The following is an 18,854-nucleotide window of genomic DNA, read 5'->3' as shown; positions in this document are numbered from 1 at the left end:
CTCAGGCGCGAAGCGCTCTCGCCGGGCTAAGACGAAGCGCCGAAAGCGCCGGTATGATCGATATCAGCACGGCGAGAATGCCGAACCAGACGGCCAGCGAGATATCCTCGCGGGCGAACTCCACGGGCATGCGCACGGCCGTCGTTGCAGTGAGCGAGGCGGAGATCAGCTGTGCGGCGCCGTAACCGAGCACGATGCCCAGCCCGAAGCCGGCGAGGAACAGCAGGAACAATTCGCCCCAGACGATGGCGACAACCGCGCGTGCAGGCGCGCCGAAGGCTCTCAGCGCGCCGATCTGCTTCTGGCGCGTGCCGATATGCATGATCGTGACGAGCAGGATGGCGGCGATGACGATGACCTGCGTGCCGATGGCGATGGCCAGAAGCAGGCTGCGCGCATCGCCAAGTGTCGCGTAGAGGCGCGTCAGCACTTCCGCCGGGAAGACGGCGAGCGTCGTCTCGCCGCGATATTCCTGACGCAGGCGATAGGCGTCGGCAACCGTCTTCGGCTTGACGAGAACGGCGGGAAGACCGGGCGTTTCGGCGTCGAAATGCTCGTCAATCGCGGCCGCAGGATCGATATGCGCCTCGTGCTCCTGTTCTTCAGCATGCTCGTGCTCGGCCGCAGCAACCGTCGCGAGCCCCCCGGCGGCGTGGTCGTGATCATGCGCGGCCTCGCCCTCCATGCCATGCAGCTGCCAGACGGCGCGGATCGGCACGAGGATGGCGCGGTCCCAGGCGGTACCCGTGGGGGCCATGCGGCCGCTCACCGTGTAGATGAGCTCCGTGTGCGTATGGCCACCCTCGTCAGCGCCACCATGCATTGGCTTGATCTCCGCGCCGACGGGTTTTCGCACGTCCGCGCCGATGACCGCCTCGCCGAGACGGGCGAACATCGCTCCCTCGGCGAGCTTCGGCGAGAGCGCGGAAACAAGCTTGCTCGTCGTGCCGACGACCGGATGGCCATCCGCGGAATCGCCGAAGCCGACCGGAGCGGCGAACTCGACGCGGGGGTCCTCGGAGAGTTTTGCCAGCACGCTGCCGGACATCAGCGGCAGCGGCGAGGGTTGCAGGAAGACGGCCGATAGCGCGAGCTGCGTTTCGCTGCCCGCTGCACCGACGACAAGGTCGAATTTTTCCGCCGCGCGGGCGCTGCCAAGCCGGACGGCGCGCTCCTGCAACGTGACGGTGACGCTGAGCGCAACGGAAAGCGCAATCAGCACGATGACGGCAAGTGCTCCGCCCTTGAAACGGCGAAGATCGGCAAGGATGAAGCGTATCATGCCGCAAGCACCTCGCTGCTGTCTTCGACGATGCGTCCGCCATCGAGGCCGACACGTCGGTCGAGCCGTTCCGTGAGCGCCGGATCGTGGGTAACGACGATAAGCGTTGTCCCCTCATCGCGTGCGAGCCGGACGATCAGCTCGGCCACTTCGCTGCCAGTACGACGGTCGAGGCTGGCGGTCGGTTCGTCGGCAACGATCACGCCGGGCTTCGGCAACAGCGCGCGCGCTACAGCCACGCGCTGCATCTCACCGCGCGACAGGGTCTCGATGGCCTGGTCAGGGCGGGCAATGCCCGTTGTTTCGAGGAGATGGAGCGCGCGTTCGCGCTCGGCCGGCTTGAGGCGCCGGGAAAGGCGGACCGGCAAGACGACGTTCTCGAAGGCCGATAGGCCGGGAAACAGATGGAAGTCCTGCATGACGAGGCCGATATGGGCCGCGCGGAACGCATCGCGTTTGCCGGCGGCAAGGGCGGTGATATCGGTGCCGCCCCAGGACACGGAACCGCTTGTCACGGTATCGAGCCCGGTCATCGCATTGATCAGCGTGCTTTTGCCGGAGCCCGAGGCGCCGGTGATCGCGAGGCGTTCGCCGGCGGAAAGGTGAAGCCGCTCGATGGACAGCACCGGCGTGTCGAGACCGGGAAAGCGCATGGTGAGACCGGAAATAGCGAGAGCCAGCATCGTCAGGCCGTGTCGAACGCGGCTTCGCGCAGGCGCAACTGGCTGACGAAACCGGTATCCGGATCGGTCCATGAGCCGTATTCGAGCACGCCTTGCGCCTTGATCGGCGCATTGAACTGCACGAAGGTCTGCTTGCGGGCGAGATAGACGACGAGAATGTTGTCCGGCCAGTCCGCATCCGAGGAGCAGAATGGGCAGAGCGACATTGGAATTTCGGTGAGCACGAAGAAGTTCGCCTCCGCCTTCAGCGGCGGCGCCATGAAGCCCTTGATGGTGATTTCCTGGCCGGTCAGCCGCTTCACCTTGTCGGAGAATTCGAGCCCCAGCACGCCAAAGCTCTTGTAGAGCTCGCCGAAGCCGAGCGTCTCCGCAGCCAGCGCCGGGCGGGCAAGAGGCAGGATCGGCAGGGCAGCCAATGCACAGAGCATCCGCCGCCTGTCGAAAAACATACGGGAATCGTCCGTCATGGCCATGCTTCCTTCTTCATCGACGAGAATGCGGACAGGCGGCGCGGGGCCGCCTGTCCGTCACGGGTAGCTCAGTCCTTCGCTACGCCGAGCGCGAAGGCATCGGCCAGCACGCGGTACACGTCGCTCTGCTCCATGTAGCCGCGGAAGCCTTCCGAGCCGGGGCCGATCGCCTGAAGCACCACGTCGTCGACGGCGTGAACGCCGGTATCGCCATCTTTCGGGATATTGCCCTGCACGAAGACGGCGCCGGGCACGTCCTTGTACTCTTCGTTGGCGACATATTCCTTCGCCTCGTTCTGCACGGCCGGAACGAACGGGCCGTCGAGCTTCGGACGGAAGGTTTCGTAGTGGTCCGGACCGTTGTTGGCGGCCAGGAACAGGCGGCGCGAGACGTCGATGCGATCCGGGTAGCCGTCGCCGTCCTTGTCCTCGTAGTTAGGGAAGCCGGCATCGTCATAGGTGCCGACCTTGGCGCGCATTTCGTCGCCCGGCTTCTCGTCGTCGACGGTGCCGATGATGCCGACGCCGTGGGTGTGGTCGCCGGTGACGATGATCAGCGTATCCGGGTTCTTATCGGCAAATTCGCGGGCGACGGCGATGGCCTTGTCGAACTCGATCGTCTCGACGAGCGCACGGTCCCAGTCGAGCGGGTGGCTCATCTTGTCAATCGAGGCGGCCTCGACCATCAGGAAGAAGCCTTCCGGGTTCTTCGAAAGCTTGTCGAGGGCGGCCTTGGTCATGTCGACGAGGCCCGGCTGGTTCGGGAATTTCTCGACGGTGCCCTTCTTGAGGAATTCACGGTCGAGCGTCACGTCCAGGTTGCCGGTGTGGAAGAGGCCGAGCAGTTTGTCCTGGTTCGAGCCGGCAGCAGCGGCAAGTTCCGTCTTGTCGATTGCCAGGGCATAGCCGGCATTCTTGAACTCGGCGATGTAGTCCTTGTCGTCCTTGCGCTTGGAGCCCGGCACGTCCTTGCCGAGGAAGTAGGCCGAGCCGCCGCCGAGAAGCACATCCGGCTTGACGTCGAGCAGCATGCCGACGATTTCCGCCTTGTCGGCGCGCTTGCGGGTGTGGGAAACGAGGGCAGCCGGCGTGGCATCTTCGACTTCCGAGGTGGAAACGATGCCGATCGACTTCTGCGTCGTGCGGCGGAGCGCTTCGGCAATGGTCTCGACCCTCGGGTCGTCGAGGCTTGCCGGCGTGCGGTCGGCATAGACGCCGAGCGCGTTGACGCGTGACTTGTGGCCGGTCATGTAGGCCGACATGGTGTTGGCGCTGTCGGTGGCGATCGAGTGGGTGGACGACGTGCCGATGAAGGCGACCGGCGGGATGTCGTCCATGGCGAGGCGGCCGTTTGCCTTGCCCTCGGTCATGCCCTTGGACATGATGCGCGCACCGGTGCGGTGGGCGACGGACAGGCCGTCGGCGATCAGGAAGATGATGTTCTTGGCCTTCGGCTCGGCAACGGTCGCGTAAACGTCCCAGTTAACCGACTTGGCTTCGCTGCCAGCCGAAACCTCGACCTTATAGGCGCCGGCTTCAGCGATCGTCAGGCCACGCAGGAGGAGGGCCGAACCCAGGACCTTGTCCTCGGCGCCCTTTTCTTCCGCGACAAATTCGGCCTTCTTGCCGAAGACGGCTTCGTAATCCTGGCCGTTGACGGTGACCTTCACGTCTTCCGGCTTCACCACGGTGTCGAACTCGACCTTGAAGTCGAAGGGCGAGCCGACGAGGATCGTCGCGCGATCCAGCGGATAAACGGTTGCGGCATTTGCTGCGCCGGCGAGCATCGTTGCCGATGCCAGAGCGAGGATGAGTTTACGCATGGGGGTGCCTCTCTTGAGCGGTGCGTTACCCCCTTGCGATAGAAACTCAGCATGACAAGCGTATTACAGCCGTGTCGCAGGCGGCTTCACCCCTTGGCGGAAATTGCGCTCAGCTCTTCGAGGTCGAGGTCCCGTTCCAGCTCGTGCAACGTCTCGTCGTCGATCTCGCCAGTGCGATGGAGCCGGATGAGTTCGCGACGCCCCGTCGCAACCGCTTCGAGAACGACGTCGAAATGGGCGTGCAGCAACGGCGTATAGTGTTGCGTACGTTCGGCATAATCGACGATCGACACGGCTCTGCGCTGATACTTGTCCAGCAATTGCGGATGGATGAGCTTGCCTTCGCTGTCGTAAGCCCGGCTTTGCACGACGGCAAATTGCGCCTGGGCCATGGCGGCCTCGGCCTGGCTCATGGTGAGCCGGGCCTTATCCGATTCCGGTTCGCTCAGCCGCGCCCAGGCGATCACGCGCCCCAGCGTCGTGCCTTGCAGCAGCACGGTTCCGAGAATGACGGCGAAGGACGTCACCAGGATGAAGTCACGGCCGGGAAAGTTTTCCGGCACGCTCAGCGCCAGCGCCAGCGTGACCACGCCGCGAACACCGGCCCAACTGAGCACGGTCGCGCCACCGGCGCCGACTGGTGTGTATCGCTTGATCCCCAGGGCATTGAAGAGCCTGATCACGAGGTCCGACCCGAACACCCAGGCGAAGCGGGCGAGGGTGAGGGCCACCAGGATCACCAGGATCGGCCATCCGAGATCGGCGATCACCACGCCGAAGCCGCCGCCGCGTTCGACGACGCCACGCAGCGACAGGCCGATCAGGATGAAAACCGCCGCTTCCATCAGGAAGACGAGCACCGTCCAGAAAGAAGTGCCGCGCATCCGGGTTGCGGCTGAAAATGCGGTGTGCTGGTGCCAGCCGGCGATCAGGCCGGTGGTCACGGTGGCAATGACGCCCGACACGTGAATAAATTCGCCAAGCAGGTAGGACACCCAGGAAAGCAGGGCCGTGGCGGCGATGATCAGATATTCGTCGCCAAGGCGGCGCACCAGCAGAACCCATGCCATGCCGATGGCGATGCCGACGAGCGCGCCGCCGACCGCCAGCACGAAGAAGCTGCCCATGGCATCGACCGTGCTGAAGACGCCGGTGACGCCGGCAGCAATGGCGAAGCGGAAGAGGACCAGGCCGCTCGCATCATTGAACAGGCTCTCTCCCTCGAGCAGGATCTGCAGGCGCCGTGGCAGCTTCACCCGTTGCAGCACGGCGCGGGCGGAGACCGCATCGGGCGGCGAGACGATCGCTCCCAATGCCGCGCAGGCCGCCCAGGGGAGTGACGGGAACAGCAGATGCGTGACGACAGCCACGACGGCGCAGGTGAAAAACACCGCGCCGATAGCAAGCGAAGCGATGCCGATCATATGGCGGCGCAAGGGGCCGAGCGCAATGAACCAGGCCCCGTCCATCAGCAGCGGCGGCAGGAAGATGACGAGCACCAGTTCCGGATCGACTTCAATGACGGGCAGACCCGGCACGAAGGCTAGCAGCGCGCCCCCCGCAAGCAGCGCCACGGATGGCGGCAGCCCGAGCCGATGGGCTGCGTAATGCAGCGCGATGATCGCCACGAACATGCCGATCACCAGCTCGAACAAATGTGTTGGATCCATAGGGCTTTATCCTGAAATGGCTTTATTACGACGCGCTTCATTACAAAGCGCGTTTTGCCAAAACGCAATCGCTGAAGGATAACCAGGGGATCGGACCCACGGAAAATTTCTCTGCCAAACGGGGTGTAAAATCCCGTTCTAGACTGTCTCCGAGATTGCCCTCACGAGCGCTGTTGCGGAGACGGCGCCGGGGTCGAGGTGGCCGAGGGAGCGTTCCCGCAGGCGGGCGGCGCGGCCCTTGGCGGCAACCATCGTGGCGGTCGCGGCCGCTCCGTTGTCGGCTGCGGCCGTAACGGCGTTCCAGAATTCCTGTTTCGACCGACCCTCGGCAACCGCCGTGGTGGCGGCCTCTGCGGCGGGCAGCCAGACGTCGAGCATCGTCTTGTCGCCGCGTTGCGCCTTGCCGCGGTCGCGAATGCCCTCGGAAATCGCGACCAGCATATCCCGACAGGCGACGAGGTCGAGTTCGGAGCGCTCGGCAAGGACCTGGGCGGCGCGGCGAAAGCCCGTCGAATAGAGGGGTCCCGTCGATGCTCCGACCGCGTCAAGGAAGCCGGCTGCCGCCGTCGACATCACCTCTGAAAGGCTCGCTGTGCCGAGGTCCAGCTTCGCAAGCGCCGCGTTCACGGCCTTGAAGCCGATCGACATGGTGATGCCGTGATCACCATCGCCGATCGCGCCGTCGAGTTCGGACAGGCGATCCTTTTCCGTCTCGATCACCTGGGACATTCTCTCGAACATCCTGGCGAGAGCCTGTGCCGCATTTTCCGACATGTCTTCCTCCCCTTGGGCGCAGGCGGCCTCAGCTCCGAGCCGCTTCGTCCGGTTCAGGTGCGTTGATGGTCAGGATCGCCGACTGGCATGGATGGTGCAGCAGATCGGTCAGTTGGCGGTCGAGATGCAGGATCGAGATGGAGGCGCCTGCCATGTCCAGCGACGTGCAGTAGTGCCCCACCCAGTTGGCCTCGATCGTGATGTTCTTGGCGGCAAGCCGCTGCTCCACGCGCCGGAACAGGATGTAGAGCTCCATCAGCGGCGTTGCGCCGAAGGAATTGACCAGCACCGCCACGCGGTCGCCGGGCTCGGCCTTCATCTCCTTGAAGATGTTGTCCATGATCGTGTCGACGATCTCGTCAGCGGTGCGCAGACGCTCGCGCGACACGCCGGGCTCGCCGTGGATGCCCATGCCGAGTTCCATATCATCCGGGCCGATTTCGAAATTGTGCCGCCTTGTCTGCGGCATGGAGCAGGATTCGAGCGCGACGCCGACCGTGAAGGTGCGGTCGTTGGCTTTGCGGGTGATCGCCTCGCATTCGTCGAGCGTCAGGCCGCGATCACAGGCGGCGCCCGCCACCTTGAAGACGAAGAAATTGCCGGCGACGCCGCGCCGGCCTTCCTTGTCTTCGATCGGCGAAGAAACGATGTCGTCGGTGGTGAGGACGGTGCGGACTGGAATGCCCTGTTCCTCGACCAGTTCGGCCGCCATCTCGAAGTTCATCACGTCGCCGGCATAGTTGCCGTAGACGAAGAGCACTCCGGCGCCACCGGAGGCTGCGACGGCGCATTTGGCGATCGGGTCGGGCGGTGGCGAGGAAAAGATGTTGCCGACGGCCACGGCGTCGGCGAGCCCCTTGCCGACATAGCCGACGAAGCAGGGTTCGTGTCCCGTGCCGCCGCCGATGACGAGGCCGACCTTGCCGGGGCGGGGGCCGTTGCGTGCGACGAGAGCGCGGCGCGATCCCACGGGTTGCAGATAGGGCTTGTGCGCGGCAATCAGGCCGTCGAGCATTTCCTCGACCACGTCGTTGGGATTGTTGAGGAATTTCTTGACGTGGGTGCGGTAGGCATTGGCGACGGGCGCGCTTTTCTGCCGTTGCGAAAGCTTGCCGTCGAGGCTCGTGACACCATCGGCGCGCAGGATGCCGGCGCCCGTTGCCGCATCCGTCACCAGCACGTTGACATAGCCGCCGCGCAAGGCTGCCAGCAGCGCAGGCACCTTGTCGAAGCCACCGGCGACGGCGACGCGGGTGCCGATGCCACGCAGCATCTCCAGCGACATGCCGATCGTGCGATCATCGAGGGGGCCATCCACCGGGCGGCCGCGCTCATCGATGAAGCGCCCGGCCAGCACGCCGGCTGCGCCCTTGGCCAGATAGTGCTGCAGCGGCACGGATTCGAAGAAACCGCTGGTGTGGATCGTGGAGTTCGGTCGGAGCGACGATATGCCGAAGACGATGCGGTTGGCCCGCGCGAGCGTATCGAACTGCTCGCGGATCAGCGGCTCGGCAAGCAACATACGCTGCATTTCGGCAGACGCGACGACGGCGGGTGCCGTGATGTTGACGCAGCGCGCCGAGATCGCGCGCGCGACGGCGGCGGTGGTCAGTTCCGGCGTATAGGCGAAGCTTGCCGTGGTGCCGCCAGTTGCCTGCACGACCGTCACGTCCTGCAAGCCCCCCACTTCCAGATGCTCGCCGACCGAGAGGATCGTGCGGCCCCAGGCGACGGCGAGCGTGTCGCCGGACTTGATCATCTTGGCAAGCGCCTGCGCGCCCGCCGCACCCAGCCGGCCGATCAGTGGCCGGGTGTTGTCGTCATTGGGCACGACCAGGCAATCCGACAGGCCGAAATGGCGCTTCAGTTCCTGCGCGATGGTGAGCGAGGCGAGCCGCGCGGGCTCGATGGAGATGTTGACGATGCCTTTTTCGCGGGCGTCGGCGAGGTAGCTGTTGACGGTCGCGCGCGACACACCCATCGCCTCGGCGATCTCGCCCTGCGTCATGCCGTCTTCGTAGTAGAGCCAGCAGGCCCAGACATAGGGATCGTCGCCATAGCGCAGCGGTATCGAATCCACGCCTTCCGGCCCGTTCGCCCGGCCGATGCCGCCTTTGCGCGGCGAGGAAGTCTTCATTGCCATCAGTTTCGCCGGTCCCCTTCTGGCGGCGAAGATGAAAGTAATGCCACCGGTTTGCAACCTGCCTTCATCAAAAAAGCGGTGCGCGGCCCGTCACGAAGGACAAGGCCGCGCTTCCTGGGAGGAACGTGCAGATTCCGGGCGTCACGAATGTCAGGTCAGCCGCGCGCGCGCGCCGTCGGACAATTCCTTGAGAATGATGGCGCAGGAGGTTGCTCCCGCATCCAGCACGCCGAGCGACCGTTCGCCCAGACGGCTGGCGCGGCCGATTTTTGCGACCAGATCGATCGTCGAGTCGCGGCCAGCTTCGGCGGCTGCAACCAGGGCTTCCAGCGCGTCGCCGAACGATTTGCCTTCGGCTGTGGCCTTGTCGAACGCCTCGACGGCCGGAACGAGCGTGTCGATCAGCGTCTTGTCACCGACCTTGGCGGAGCCGATCGACTGGATGCCGGCAAGGCCCGCATGCAGCATCTTGCTGTAGGCCGCGGCGTCGATCTTTTCGACACCCTCGATCGTCTCGGCAAATTCGGTGAACATCACGCCGTAGAGCGGGCCCATCGAGCCGCCGATTTCCGTCATCAGCACGGTGCCGAGTGTATCGAGGGATTCGGCGAGCGGGGCGTCCTTGCCCTTCAGACGCTCCGCCGCCATGGCAAAACCCTTGGCCATGTTGACGCCGTGGTCGCCGTCGCCGATCTTGCCGTCGATCTCGCTGAGATAGGCGCGGTTTTCGACGATCCGCTCCGCCATCGATAGAACGATGGCGCCGGAGGATGCGTTGTCGAAAGTCTGCATGGGGTCGTCCTCCGGTTACAGGATGATCGTGCACCGCGTCTCGACATCGAGCAGCGGCTTGAGTTCATCGTCGAGCGCCATGACGGTCAGCGTTGCACCGACCATTTCCAGCGAGGTGAAGTAGTTGCCGATCCAGGTCTTGACGATCTTCAGGCCGCGGGCCGAAATCTCGCTCTCGATCGTGTCGTTGAGGATGTAGAGTTCGTTGAGGGGCGTGGCGCCGAGGCCCGAGACAAGCACGGCGACTTCGGTGCCTTCCGGCAGGTTGTGATCGTCGAGCACGATCTTCACCATGTCCTTGGCAACGTCTTCCGCCGTCTTCAGTGCTTCGACACGAACGCCCGGTTCGCCATGGTGGCCGATACCGACTTCCATCGTGCCGGGCTCGATCTGGAAGTTCGGATGGCCGACGGCCGGCAGTGTGCAGGGGCCGAGGCCGACGCCGATCGAGCGGCAGTTGTCGATCGCCTTCTGGGCGGTGGCACGCACCTCTTCGAGGGTGGCGCCGGTCGCGGCCTTGGCGCCGCCCATCTTCCACATGAAGATTTCCCCGGCAACGCCACGGCGTTTCTCGCGCTCCTCGGGCGGGGCGGAGCAGACGTCGTCGTTGGCAACGACGGTTGCGACCTCGATCCCGGCCTTGGCGGCGAGCTTCATTGCCATCTTCACGTTCATGTTGTCGCCGGCATAGTTGCCGTAGAGCACGACGACGCCCTTGCCGCCATCGGCTTCGCGGATGGCATCGTAAAAGCTCTTGGCGGTGGGCGAGGAAAAGAGTTCACCGACGGCGACCGCATCGAGCATGTTCTTGCCCGTATAGCCGATGAAGGCCGGCTCGTGGCCGGAACCGCCGCCAGTCACCACGCCGACCTTGCCGGCAAAGGGGGCATCCTTGGCGACGATGACGCGCGGGTTTTCCGCGACGCGCACGATGTCCGAATGCGCCTTCACGAACCCCTTGACGGTATCCTCGACCACCAGGTCCGGATCGTTGATGAAACGCTGCATGGTAACTCCTCAAAACTGCGCGAGCCGGTCGGGGCTCAAAGAATGGTGTAGCCGCCGTCGATCAGAAGATCGGCGCCGTTGATCATGTCGGCACCTGGCGAGGCGAGGAACACTGCCGCGGCGGCGATCTCTTCCGGGAAGGCGAAACGGCCGGTCGGGATGCGCTTCTTTGCGTTTTCACCCTTCTCGCCGGCCCAGGCCGCCTTGCCGAGCTCCGTCAGCACGATGGTGGGGGAAATGGTATTAACCGTGATGCCGTGTTTGCCCCATTCGGCGGCAAAGGTCTTGGACATGCCGATGACACCGAACTTGGACGCGCAATAGGCGACATGCTCTTCGATCGCGACGGAACCGGCCTGCGAGGCAAGGTTGACGATCTTGCCACCCTTACCGGCGGCTATCATCTTGCGGCCGACAGCCTGCGTGATGAGGAAGCTGCCCTTCAGGTTGATGTCGATCGTCCTGTCCCACTGGATGAGCGTGAGGTCTTCCGCCGGCGCAAGTGCTACGATGCCGGCGCTGTTGACCGCAATGTCGATACCGCCAAAGGCCGCGACCACGTCATCGACCGCTTTCTGCACCGACGCGGCATCCGCCACGTCGCAAACGAAAGGCCTTGCCGAACCACCAAGTTCATCCGCCTTCGCCTTGGCGATGTCGGCGTTGATGTCGAGCACGGCGATCTTCGCACCCTTCGATGCAAAGGCAGCGGCGATGGCCGCGCCGATGCCGGAAGCGCCGCCGGTGACGAGCGCGACCTTGCCGTCGAGCGGGAAGTTGAGGTCGATATGCGGAGGGGTGTCGGTCATCGTCTGTCTCGGCTTTCAGCGGTTGGGTGGAACGGGGCGGCATCGCCGCCCCGCATGTCATTCGTTACTTGCGCAGCTCCAGGAGCTTATCGACATTGTCGGTCGTTACCGGCGTCCACGGAACATTGTATTCCTTGTCCTTGCCGTCGTTGAACGCCATGTCGGGATACTGCGCCCAGATGTCCGACTGCGGCTTGTAGTCACCCTTTTTAGCATGGAGGATCGCGAGGTCGAGGGCACCCTGCGCCTGGGCACGGGCGTCCTGCAGGATCGAGGTCATCGTGCCTTCCTTGACGGCGCTGAGTGCGTCCGTGATGCCATCGATACCGGCGATGGCGAAGTCTTGGGGCTTGAGGCCGGCAGCCTTGATCGCCTCGATCGCGCCAAGCGCCATCTCGTCGTTCTGGCCGATGACGCCGTTGATCTGGCCGGAATGCGAGGTCAGCCAGTTTTCCATCAGCGTTTGGGCTTCGGCACGCGACCAGTTGGCCGTCTGCTGTTCCAGAACCTTGACGTCCGGGCATTCGGCAAGCGCCTTCTTGTTGCCTTCGAGGCGGGAGATCTGCGCCGACTGGCCGATCGGGCCTTCGATGATGACGACGTTGCCCTTGCAGCCGATCTTGTCGAGCACGGTCTTGGCTTCCATGTAGCCGGAGATCGTGTCGTCGGAGCCGACATAGGCGGTGAGCAGGTCGGAATTCACGCGGGTGTTGGAGCCGACGACCGGAATGCCGGCGTCATGGGCGGCCTGCACGGCGGTGGCGCCGGCTTCGATGTCGATCGGCACAAAGATGATCGCGTTGAATTTTTGGGTGATCATCGTGTTGAACTGTTCCTGCTGGACCAGCGCGTCGTAGCGGCCGTCGAAGACGGTCAGTTCGACTTCACCGCTTTTCACGGCAGGATGTTCTTCTAGGGCGGCAGACCAGATCTGCATGAATTCCGCATTCAGACCATAGGGGGCCGCGCCGATCTTCAGCTTTTCCTGGGCCATGGCGGACGAGGCGAGCAGCACCGTCGCAGAGGCAAGGGCGATCATCAGTTTCTTCATGACATTCTCCTCCTTTGAGAATTCCGGCTGCCTTTTGGCAAGCCGTTTCGACGACGGGCGCGGGGCGCCCGTATTTCCGGGGCTCAAGCGCCCTGATTGCGTTTCTGGTCGAGCATCACGGCGCCGACGATGAGCGCGCCCTTGAGGACCTGCTGGTAGTAGGATTGGATCCCCATCAGATCGAGGCCGTTGTTCATGACGCCGATGATGAGGGCGCCGATGAGGGTGCCGGTTACCCGGCCGACGCCGCCCGACAGGCTGGTGCCACCGATCACGACCGCTGCGATGGCGTCGAGTTCGTAGGCGATGCCGGCCTGCGGCAGGGCGGAGCCCGTTCGCGCCGAGAGGATCATGCCTGCGAGGCCGGAGAGTGCGCCCGAGATCACATAGACGAGGAAGCGGATGCGCGTGACGTTGAGGCCGGAGGTTTTCGCGGCATGCGGGTTGCCGCCGACGGCGTAGATGTAGCGGCCGAAGCGCGTGCGGGTCAGCACCCACCAGGAGACCAGGAAGACGACGGCGAGCAGGATGACCGGCATCGGAATGCCGAGGATGTTACCGGTGCCGATCCAGCGGAATTCCGGTGTCAGCGCCGGGACCGGCCGCCCGCCACCATAGATGAGTGTCGCGCCACGCGCTGCCGACAGCATGCCGAGGGTGGCGACGAAGGCGGGCACGGAGAAGCGCGAGACGATGAAGCCGACCAGCGCACCGCAGCAGACGCCGACGAGGATGCCGACCGCAAGCGCCACGACCATCGGGTAGGGCGCGCCGGCAATGCCGGCCGTGGCCGAGCTGGTGACGAAGCTGGCGCTGACCATGCCGGCGAGCGCCACGACCGAGCCGACCGAAAGGTCGATGCCGCGGGTCAGGATGACGAAGGTCATGCCGATCGCGAGAACGCCGTTGATCGACGTCTGGAGCAGCACGTTGGAGATGTTGCCCGGCGTCAGGAAGAACTCGTTCGACAGGGCAAGAACGGCGACCAGCAGCAGGAAGGCGAGAAAGATGCCATATTCCTGCAGGATCAGCCGGCGGCGATCGGCGTTCAGCCAGGTGCTGGAGGTCTTGTTCTCTAAGCTGGACACGGTGTCACCTCTTGCCATGCGGGTTGGATGCTTGCGGCGGTCGTCGGGTCTTCAATTCAGGTCGACAGGTGCACAAGCGACTGGGCGTCGGCGTCCTTCCGGCTGTAGATACCGGCGGAGCGGCCCTGTCGCATGACGAGGATGCGGTCGGACATGCCCAGGATTTCGTCGATTTCGGAGGAGATCATCACGACCGTCCCGCCTTCGGCGGCGAAGTCGCAGATGATGCGGTAAATCTCGCGCTTGGCGCCGACATCGACGCCGCGCGTCGGCTCGTCGAGCAGCAGGACGCGGGGTTCGCGCAAAAACCATTTGCCCAGCACGACCTTCTGCTGGTTGCCGCCGGAAAGGCCGGAGACCGGCATCGTGTCGCGTGCGGCCTTGATGCCGAAGCGCGTGATCATGTCCGCGGCGGAGGACTGTTCGCGCCGGCGCTGCATGACGAAGGCCGGGCTCATCTCCGGCAGGCTGGCCAGGCAGATGTTGTTGCGAACGCTGTCCGTCAGGTTGAGGCCGGTGAGCTTGCGATCTTCCGTCACGAAGGCCATGCCCTCGGCCATCGCGTCGGATGGCTGGCGGATGGCGACCGGCTGGCCGTCGAGGCGGATGTCGCCGGCAGACGCGCGATCCATGCCGAACAGGCAGTTGAAGATTTCCGTGCGGCCGGAGCCCATCAGGCCGTAGATGCCGAAGATCTCGCCCTTGTGCGCAGTGAAGGAGATGTCCTCGATCTTGCCGGGGGCAGAAAGGCCGGTGACTTCCAGGCCCGCAATCGCGGTCGGCGTGTTCGTCTTGATATATTCCTCGCCAAGCTCGCGGCCGACGATCATGCGGATGAGGCCGGGCCGGTCGATCTCGGCAAGCTTGCCGTCGCCGACGAAGCCGCCATCGCGGAAGACCGTGTAGTTGTCGGCGATCTGAAAGATTTCCGACAGCCGGTGCGAGACGTAGACGATGCCCTTGCCGTCGGCCTTCAGGCGCTCGATCGCCTGGAAGAGATGCTGGGCCTCCTTTTCGCCGATCGCCGAGGTCGGCTCGTCCATGAAGATGACGTCCGCGTCGTGGCTCAGCGCCTTTGCGATCTCGACGAGCTGCATCTGCGCCACCGAGAGGTTCATCATGTACTCTCGCGCGGAGATGCTGAATTCCAGCCGGTCGAGTAGCGCCTGCGCATTGCGGTTCATCGTCTTGAAGTCGATGCCGCCAAAGCGGGTCGAGGGTTCACGGCCGAGATAGATGTTCTCCGCCACGGTCATATGCGGAACCGGGCTCAATTCCTGCTCGATGATGGCGATGCCGGAGGCGAGCGCTTCGGCCGGGCTGTTGAACTCGACCGGCCGGCCGCGATGCAGGATCGTGCCGCCGTCGCGCTTGTGAATGCCCATGAGGATCGAGAGGAACGTGGACTTGCCGGCGCCATTGCCGCCGCAGAGCGCATGCACCGAGCCGGCTTCCAGCGCGAAACGACCATCGCGAAGCGCTGCGACGCCGCCGAAGGACTTCTTCAGCCCTTCCACTTTCAACAGTGGCTGCATGCATTCCTCCCGGCATTCAGGGGATGCTCCCCATCCCTTGTTTACAAAATACACATCGTAATCGACACATGTCAATATGATGAATCGACAAACGTTGAACTGCAGATGTCATTTGTAAGGTTTGTGCCGCGCCGACATGAGATCAGGCGACTCTATGGACGGAGGCAATGTCTTGAGAGGGCACGCCTTTCCGGCGAAAGCCGGCGCCGCTTTCACGGTCCGTCATGATGCGAAACAACCGGATATTTCTCGATGCACGCGGTTTCCAGCTCCGGCAAAACCGATGTACTTTCAGGTGTTGAAGGAGCGGCCTTGACCGGAGAATGGTCCCGTGGCCTATGCGCAAACTGGTCTCACTTGACATGCGTCAAAGGTGTTCGACCCTATCAGCAGTAAGGATATCGCCGTTCTCTTCTATCGGATCTGCTCATGGTCACCCTGTCTTTCGTCCTGTCCTCCATTCTGATCCTGGTGACGCCGGGGCCAACGAACACGGTGCTTGCGACCTGTGGCGCATCGCTTGGCGTGCGCCGGGCGGCGATCATGCCGCTCGCGGAAGCCATGGGATATATTCTGGCGATATCCGTGTTCGTTGCGGTGGCGGATGCCGTTCGGGGCAATGCCCTGGCCTTTGCCGCAATGAAGTTGCTGGCGGCAAGCTGGCTGCTCTATTCCGCGGTCCGGCTCTGGGGCATGCCGTTCAGGAGTGATGCGCGCTCCGCGCGCGAATCGTTCCTTCGCGTCTTCCTGACAACGCTGGTCAATCCGAAGGCCATGCTGGTTGGCACGGTGCTGATCCCCGCGGCGGCACCCATCCACACGTCGCTCTGGATTGCGGTCTATGCCGGGCTCTCGACGCTTGCCGGTCTTGGCTGGGTGGTCTTCGGCGCCTGCCTGCCGCTGGGTGTGCGGCAACATTCCTATAAGCTGGCGTCGCTGGTGCTGGGCGGTTTTTCGATGGCTGCCGTGGCGAGCGCGCTGTCGAGCTGATCATCCGGCTTTGAAAGTCGGATTGCCCAATGGGCTGATTGCAAAGGGGCGACCACTGCCGCCCCTTTGCACGACGTCAATCGATCGATGGCAGATCGGCGGCCGGTACGCCGTCGCGGACAAGGATGCGGCCGCGACGGATGACGGTGCGCGCCTGCGGCGTCAACGCCACGGCCTCGGCAAGCGTGCGTGCCGGCACCAGCACGAGATCGCCAAAATCCCCTTCGGACAATCCGTAACCGGAAAGGCCGATGCCTTCCGCGCCGCCGAAGGTGCAGATGCGGGCAGTTTCTGCTAGATCCGCATCGTTGGTCATGCCGTTGCGCTGCGCGAGATATTTCGCCCGCTCCAGCATGTCGCCATTGCCCCAAGGCTCCCATGTGCCCTGGATGCCATCCGAGCCGGAGGAGAGCACAAGGCCGCTTTGTCGCATCAGGCGTAGCGGCAGGGCAGGGGCCGCGGGGCTGCCGACCGTCATCACCGCGATCTGCTCCGCCGCGAGTGCCGCAATCAGCGCTTGCTGGCGGGTAGGATCCAGCATGCCGAGGCAATAGGCGTGGCTGACCATCACGCGGCCCTGCATAGAGAGCGCCCGGGTGCGCTCGATGATGAGGTCCAGGCAGAAGGCGCCCAGCTCTCCAAGCTCGTGCAGATGGATGTCGATGGGTTTTCCATAACGCTCCGCCAGCGCGAAAATGGCGTCGAGATGCTGGACGGGGTCGCGCTCGATGGTGGCGGGGTCGATACCGCCGACAATGTCGGCGCCGGTCCGCATGGCCGCATCCATCAGGTCGAGCGTGCCTGCGCGCGGCAGCATGCCGCTCTGCGGGAAGGCGACGACCTGGATATCGACGAGGTCGCGCAGTGCCTCGCGGGTTTCAAGCACCCCTTCGATATTGGCGATGCCGATTTCCGTGTCGACGTCGACATGGCTGCGAATGTGGAGGACGCCGTACGTCAGCGTCTGCAGCGCCTGCCGGGCGGATTGGCGGCGCGCGTTGGTGCCGAGGTCACGCTTTGCCTTGCGATCGGCGAGAATGCGGTCGCTGCGGTTGGCTCCAATACTGTTCTCGAACCAGTCCATGCCGATCAGCGTCTTGTCGAGATGGGTGTGCGCCTCCACGAAGCCGGGCAGCGCGATGTGCCCCGTTGCGTCGAATTCCTGCGCCGGCCGCGCACCGCCGGCGCTGAAGCGGCCGTTGCGGATGATGAGATCCACGGGTTCCCCGCCCATCGGACGCGCATTGCGGATGACGATGTCGGCGGTCATGTACGGGTCTCCTCGCCAGCCAGCCCGGCACGCTGCATCGCCAGCCGGAAGGCCTTTTCCGCGCGGTCGAGGATAGCGCCTTCGTCATGAGCGGTGAGCTTGCGGCCACGCATCAGCACGCGACCGCCGACGATGGTCGTATCCACATCCGCGCCGTTGGCAAAGCGCGCGAGGCGCTGCACGGGATTGGTCGGTGGCCAGAGATGGGGCTGGCGCATGTTGACGAGCACGATATCGGCGCGCTTGCCGGCCTCCAGCGAACCGATTTCCGCCTCCATCGACAGCGCGCGGGCACCATTGATCGTTGCCATTTCGAGAAGCTGGAGCGGCGGAAGGACGGCGTCATCGCGAAAATGGCGGGCGTGGTAGCGGTGCGCCTGGAACATGTTGCGGAACATGTCGAAGGAGCGGTCGGGTGCTGCGGCATCTGTGCCAAGCGAGACGGTGATCCCTTCGGCCATCATTTCCGGTGCCGGGCAGCGGCCAAAGACCGACATCAGCGCGCTCGGATTGTGCGCCACCTTTGCGCCGGTGCGCTTCAGCACGGCGCGGTCGGCATCGGTGAGGTCGACGCAATGGGCGAGCAGCGAGCGTGAATCGAAGAGGTCGAGTTTGGCATCGTTGGCGGCTATCGACCCGTCACGATGGCCGTCCTGTATCAGGAGCACGTTCTTCTCGCGCGCCAATCGCTGTGCCCTTCGCGACAGGTCGAGCACAGCGGCGTCCTCCAGTTCTTCCGCGTTGAAGACGGGGAGGGAGACGGCCAGTTGCAGCCGGTCGTCGCGGTTTGCCCAGGCATCAATCAGGGCCGCGCTGACAGCGAGCTGTGCATCGGGAACGACGACGAGCTCATTGTATGAGCCGTTTCGATATTCACGGTATACACTTTTAGCGGACGGGCGATTGGGGCCGACGGCGAGTATTTCGCGCACGCCCATCTCGGCGACGGCGGCAAGGTGCGCTTCGGCGGCTTCCAGCGCCTCGGTCCGCATGATATCCGGCCCACCACCGAAGAGCAGGGCGGCGGTGGTCGTGCCGCACTTGATACGTTCGGCAGCGGAAAGAGCGGCCTCGGCCGCCCAGAATTCCGGATCGGTCGCCTCGGCATAGATGCGGCCGGTGATGTTCATCCAATCCTCGGAATCGCCGCCCAACCCCTTGGTCAGCATATGGCCGGCATGGGCGTGCGTATCGATCAGGCCCGGCATCACCACCATGCCGCTCGCATCGATACGTTCGGCGTCCGCCGGGGCCATCGGCGCGCCTTCGCCGATGGCGGTGATGCGCCCGTCCTCCACCAGCACATAGCCCTTGTCGAGGATGCGCCGGTCGGCATCCATGGTGACGATTGCACCGTTTTCGATCAGCAAGGCCTTTTTCATAGGCATTCTCCCGCTAGAATTGCATACATCTTATGCGCATTGTGTGCGCAAATTCTAATTCTGGTATCTTGATATTGTCCGCAT

General features: G+C 64.1%; 16 protein-coding genes. 1 reads left to right on the top strand and 15 read right to left on the bottom strand.

The features are described 5' to 3' along the window. Window position 1: 1 nt before the first annotated feature. The 13 genes from ACT6VE_RS10175 to ACT6VE_RS10115 all read right to left on the bottom strand — a co-directional run bounded on the left by ACT6VE_RS10175 (window position 2) and on the right by ACT6VE_RS10115 (window position 15,128). Window positions 2-1,282 carry an ABC transporter permease gene (locus tag ACT6VE_RS10175; protein ID WP_444798493.1) on the bottom strand — a complete coding sequence of 427 codons (1,281 nt, stop codon included), beginning with the start codon at window positions 1,280-1,282 and terminating at the stop codon, window positions 2-4. Beyond that, complete coding sequence (locus ACT6VE_RS10170; RefSeq protein ID WP_444798492.1) at window positions 1,279-1,965, bottom strand: ABC transporter ATP-binding protein; 687 nt, start codon at window positions 1,963-1,965, stop codon at window positions 1,279-1,281. The genes ACT6VE_RS10175 and ACT6VE_RS10170 overlap by 4 nt, the downstream gene beginning before the upstream one ends. Window positions 1,966-1,967: 2 nt before the next feature. Continuing rightward, a complete protein-coding gene (locus ACT6VE_RS10165; RefSeq protein WP_444798491.1) occupies window positions 1,968-2,432 on the bottom strand; it encodes a hypothetical protein in 465 nt (154 codons plus the stop codon). 71 nt (window positions 2,433-2,503) lie between these two features. Continuing rightward, window positions 2,504-4,258: an alkaline phosphatase gene (locus ACT6VE_RS10160; protein ID WP_444798490.1), complete on the bottom strand. Its 1,755-nt coding sequence runs from the start codon at window positions 4,256-4,258 to the stop codon at window positions 2,504-2,506. Window positions 4,259-4,344: 86 nt separating this feature from the next. Beyond that, entirely contained in the window at window positions 4,345-5,928 is a 1,584-nt protein-coding gene (locus ACT6VE_RS10155) for a Na+/H+ antiporter (protein WP_444798489.1), read from the bottom strand. Between the two features lie 138 nt (window positions 5,929-6,066). Further along, window positions 6,067-6,702, bottom strand: a complete 636-nt coding sequence (dhaL, locus tag ACT6VE_RS10150) for a dihydroxyacetone kinase subunit DhaL (RefSeq protein WP_444798488.1) — start codon at window positions 6,700-6,702, stop codon at window positions 6,067-6,069. Window positions 6,703-6,730: 28 nt separating this feature from the next. Next, window positions 6,731-8,845: a bifunctional sugar-binding transcriptional regulator/dihydroxyacetone kinase subunit DhaK gene (locus ACT6VE_RS10145; protein WP_444798487.1), complete on the bottom strand. Its 2,115-nt coding sequence runs from the start codon at window positions 8,843-8,845 to the stop codon at window positions 6,731-6,733. A gap of 150 nt (window positions 8,846-8,995) precedes the next feature. Next, window positions 8,996-9,637, bottom strand: a complete 642-nt coding sequence (gene dhaL / locus ACT6VE_RS10140; protein WP_444798486.1) for a dihydroxyacetone kinase subunit DhaL — start codon at window positions 9,635-9,637, stop codon at window positions 8,996-8,998. A gap of 15 nt (window positions 9,638-9,652) precedes the next feature. After that, the gene (locus ACT6VE_RS10135; RefSeq protein WP_444798485.1) at window positions 9,653-10,645 is read right to left on the bottom strand and encodes a dihydroxyacetone kinase subunit DhaK; all 993 of its coding nucleotides are present in this window, start codon (window positions 10,643-10,645) and stop codon (window positions 9,653-9,655) included. A gap of 35 nt (window positions 10,646-10,680) precedes the next feature. Beyond that, the gene (locus ACT6VE_RS10130; protein ID WP_069062814.1) at window positions 10,681-11,454 is read right to left on the bottom strand and encodes an SDR family oxidoreductase; all 774 of its coding nucleotides are present in this window, start codon (window positions 11,452-11,454) and stop codon (window positions 10,681-10,683) included. 64 nt (window positions 11,455-11,518) lie between these two features. Beyond that, window positions 11,519-12,505 (bottom strand): substrate-binding domain-containing protein, encoded by a 987-nt coding sequence (locus ACT6VE_RS10125; RefSeq protein WP_444798484.1) that lies wholly within the window; start codon window positions 12,503-12,505, stop codon window positions 11,519-11,521. 83 nt (window positions 12,506-12,588) lie between these two features. Beyond that, on the bottom strand, window positions 12,589-13,593 hold the full coding sequence (locus ACT6VE_RS10120) for an ABC transporter permease (RefSeq protein ID WP_069063723.1): 1,005 nt from the start codon (window positions 13,591-13,593) through the stop codon (window positions 12,589-12,591). A gap of 56 nt (window positions 13,594-13,649) precedes the next feature. Continuing rightward, complete coding sequence (locus ACT6VE_RS10115) at window positions 13,650-15,128, bottom strand: sugar ABC transporter ATP-binding protein (protein ID WP_444798483.1); 1,479 nt, start codon at window positions 15,126-15,128, stop codon at window positions 13,650-13,652. 429 nt (window positions 15,129-15,557) lie between these two features. Between ACT6VE_RS10115 and ACT6VE_RS10110 the strand changes: the two genes are divergently transcribed. After that, window positions 15,558-16,118: a LysE family translocator gene (locus ACT6VE_RS10110; protein WP_444798482.1), complete on the top strand. Its 561-nt coding sequence runs from the start codon at window positions 15,558-15,560 to the stop codon at window positions 16,116-16,118. A gap of 76 nt (window positions 16,119-16,194) precedes the next feature. Here the strand turns inward: ACT6VE_RS10110 and ACT6VE_RS10105 are convergent, their stop codons facing one another. Together ACT6VE_RS10105 and ACT6VE_RS10100 are read right to left on the bottom strand one after the other, a co-directional pair. Beyond that, window positions 16,195-17,388, bottom strand: a complete 1,194-nt coding sequence (locus ACT6VE_RS10105) for an amidohydrolase (RefSeq protein WP_444798481.1) — start codon at window positions 17,386-17,388, stop codon at window positions 16,195-16,197. Next, window positions 17,385-18,770, bottom strand: coding sequence for an amidohydrolase family protein (locus ACT6VE_RS10100; RefSeq protein WP_444798480.1), 1,386 nt, complete (start codon window positions 18,768-18,770; stop codon window positions 17,385-17,387). The genes ACT6VE_RS10105 and ACT6VE_RS10100 overlap by 4 nt, the downstream gene beginning before the upstream one ends. Between the last annotated feature and the right edge of the window lie 84 nt (window positions 18,771-18,854).

Source organism: Shinella sp. (genome assembly GCF_052438155.1).
In the GTDB taxonomy this organism is placed as follows: domain Bacteria; phylum Pseudomonadota; class Alphaproteobacteria; order Rhizobiales; family Rhizobiaceae; genus Shinella.
The sequence above is the reverse complement of the archived record's forward strand: the minus strand, read 5'-3'. Positions and strand labels throughout refer to the sequence as shown.

Bases quoted from the DNA above. Each gene is read 5' to 3' on its own strand.
- ACT6VE_RS10105 (WP_444798481.1), bottom strand. From the start codon at position 17,388: ATGACCGCCGACATCGTCATCCGCAATGCGCGTCCGATGGGCGGGGAA.
- ACT6VE_RS10125 (WP_444798484.1), bottom strand. From the start codon at position 12,505: ATGAAGAAACTGATGATCGCCCTTGCCTCTGCGACGGTGCTGCTCGCC.
- ACT6VE_RS10115 (WP_444798483.1), bottom strand. From the start codon at position 15,128: ATGCAGCCACTGTTGAAAGTGGAAGGGCTGAAGAAGTCCTTCGGCGGC.
- dhaL (WP_444798488.1), bottom strand. From the start codon at position 6,702: ATGTCGGAAAATGCGGCACAGGCTCTCGCCAGGATGTTCGAGAGAATG.
- ACT6VE_RS10145 (WP_444798487.1), bottom strand. From the start codon at position 8,845: ATGGCAATGAAGACTTCCTCGCCGCGCAAAGGCGGCATCGGCCGGGCG.
- ACT6VE_RS10165 (WP_444798491.1), bottom strand. From the start codon at position 2,432: ATGACGGACGATTCCCGTATGTTTTTCGACAGGCGGCGGATGCTCTGT.
- ACT6VE_RS10100 (WP_444798480.1), bottom strand. From the start codon at position 18,770: ATGAAAAAGGCCTTGCTGATCGAAAACGGTGCAATCGTCACCATGGAT.
- ACT6VE_RS10170 (WP_444798492.1), bottom strand. From the start codon at position 1,965: ATGCTGGCTCTCGCTATTTCCGGTCTCACCATGCGCTTTCCCGGTCTC.
- ACT6VE_RS10175 (WP_444798493.1), bottom strand. From the start codon at position 1,282: ATGATACGCTTCATCCTTGCCGATCTTCGCCGTTTCAAGGGCGGAGCA.
- dhaL (WP_444798486.1), bottom strand. From the start codon at position 9,637: ATGCAGACTTTCGACAACGCATCCTCCGGCGCCATCGTTCTATCGATG.
- ACT6VE_RS10110 (WP_444798482.1), top strand. From the start codon at position 15,558: ATGGTCACCCTGTCTTTCGTCCTGTCCTCCATTCTGATCCTGGTGACG.
- ACT6VE_RS10160 (WP_444798490.1), bottom strand. From the start codon at position 4,258: ATGCGTAAACTCATCCTCGCTCTGGCATCGGCAACGATGCTCGCCGGC.
- ACT6VE_RS10135 (WP_444798485.1), bottom strand. From the start codon at position 10,645: ATGCAGCGTTTCATCAACGATCCGGACCTGGTGGTCGAGGATACCGTC.
- ACT6VE_RS10155 (WP_444798489.1), bottom strand. From the start codon at position 5,928: ATGGATCCAACACATTTGTTCGAGCTGGTGATCGGCATGTTCGTGGCG.
- ACT6VE_RS10130 (WP_069062814.1), bottom strand. From the start codon at position 11,454: ATGACCGACACCCCTCCGCATATCGACCTCAACTTCCCGCTCGACGGC.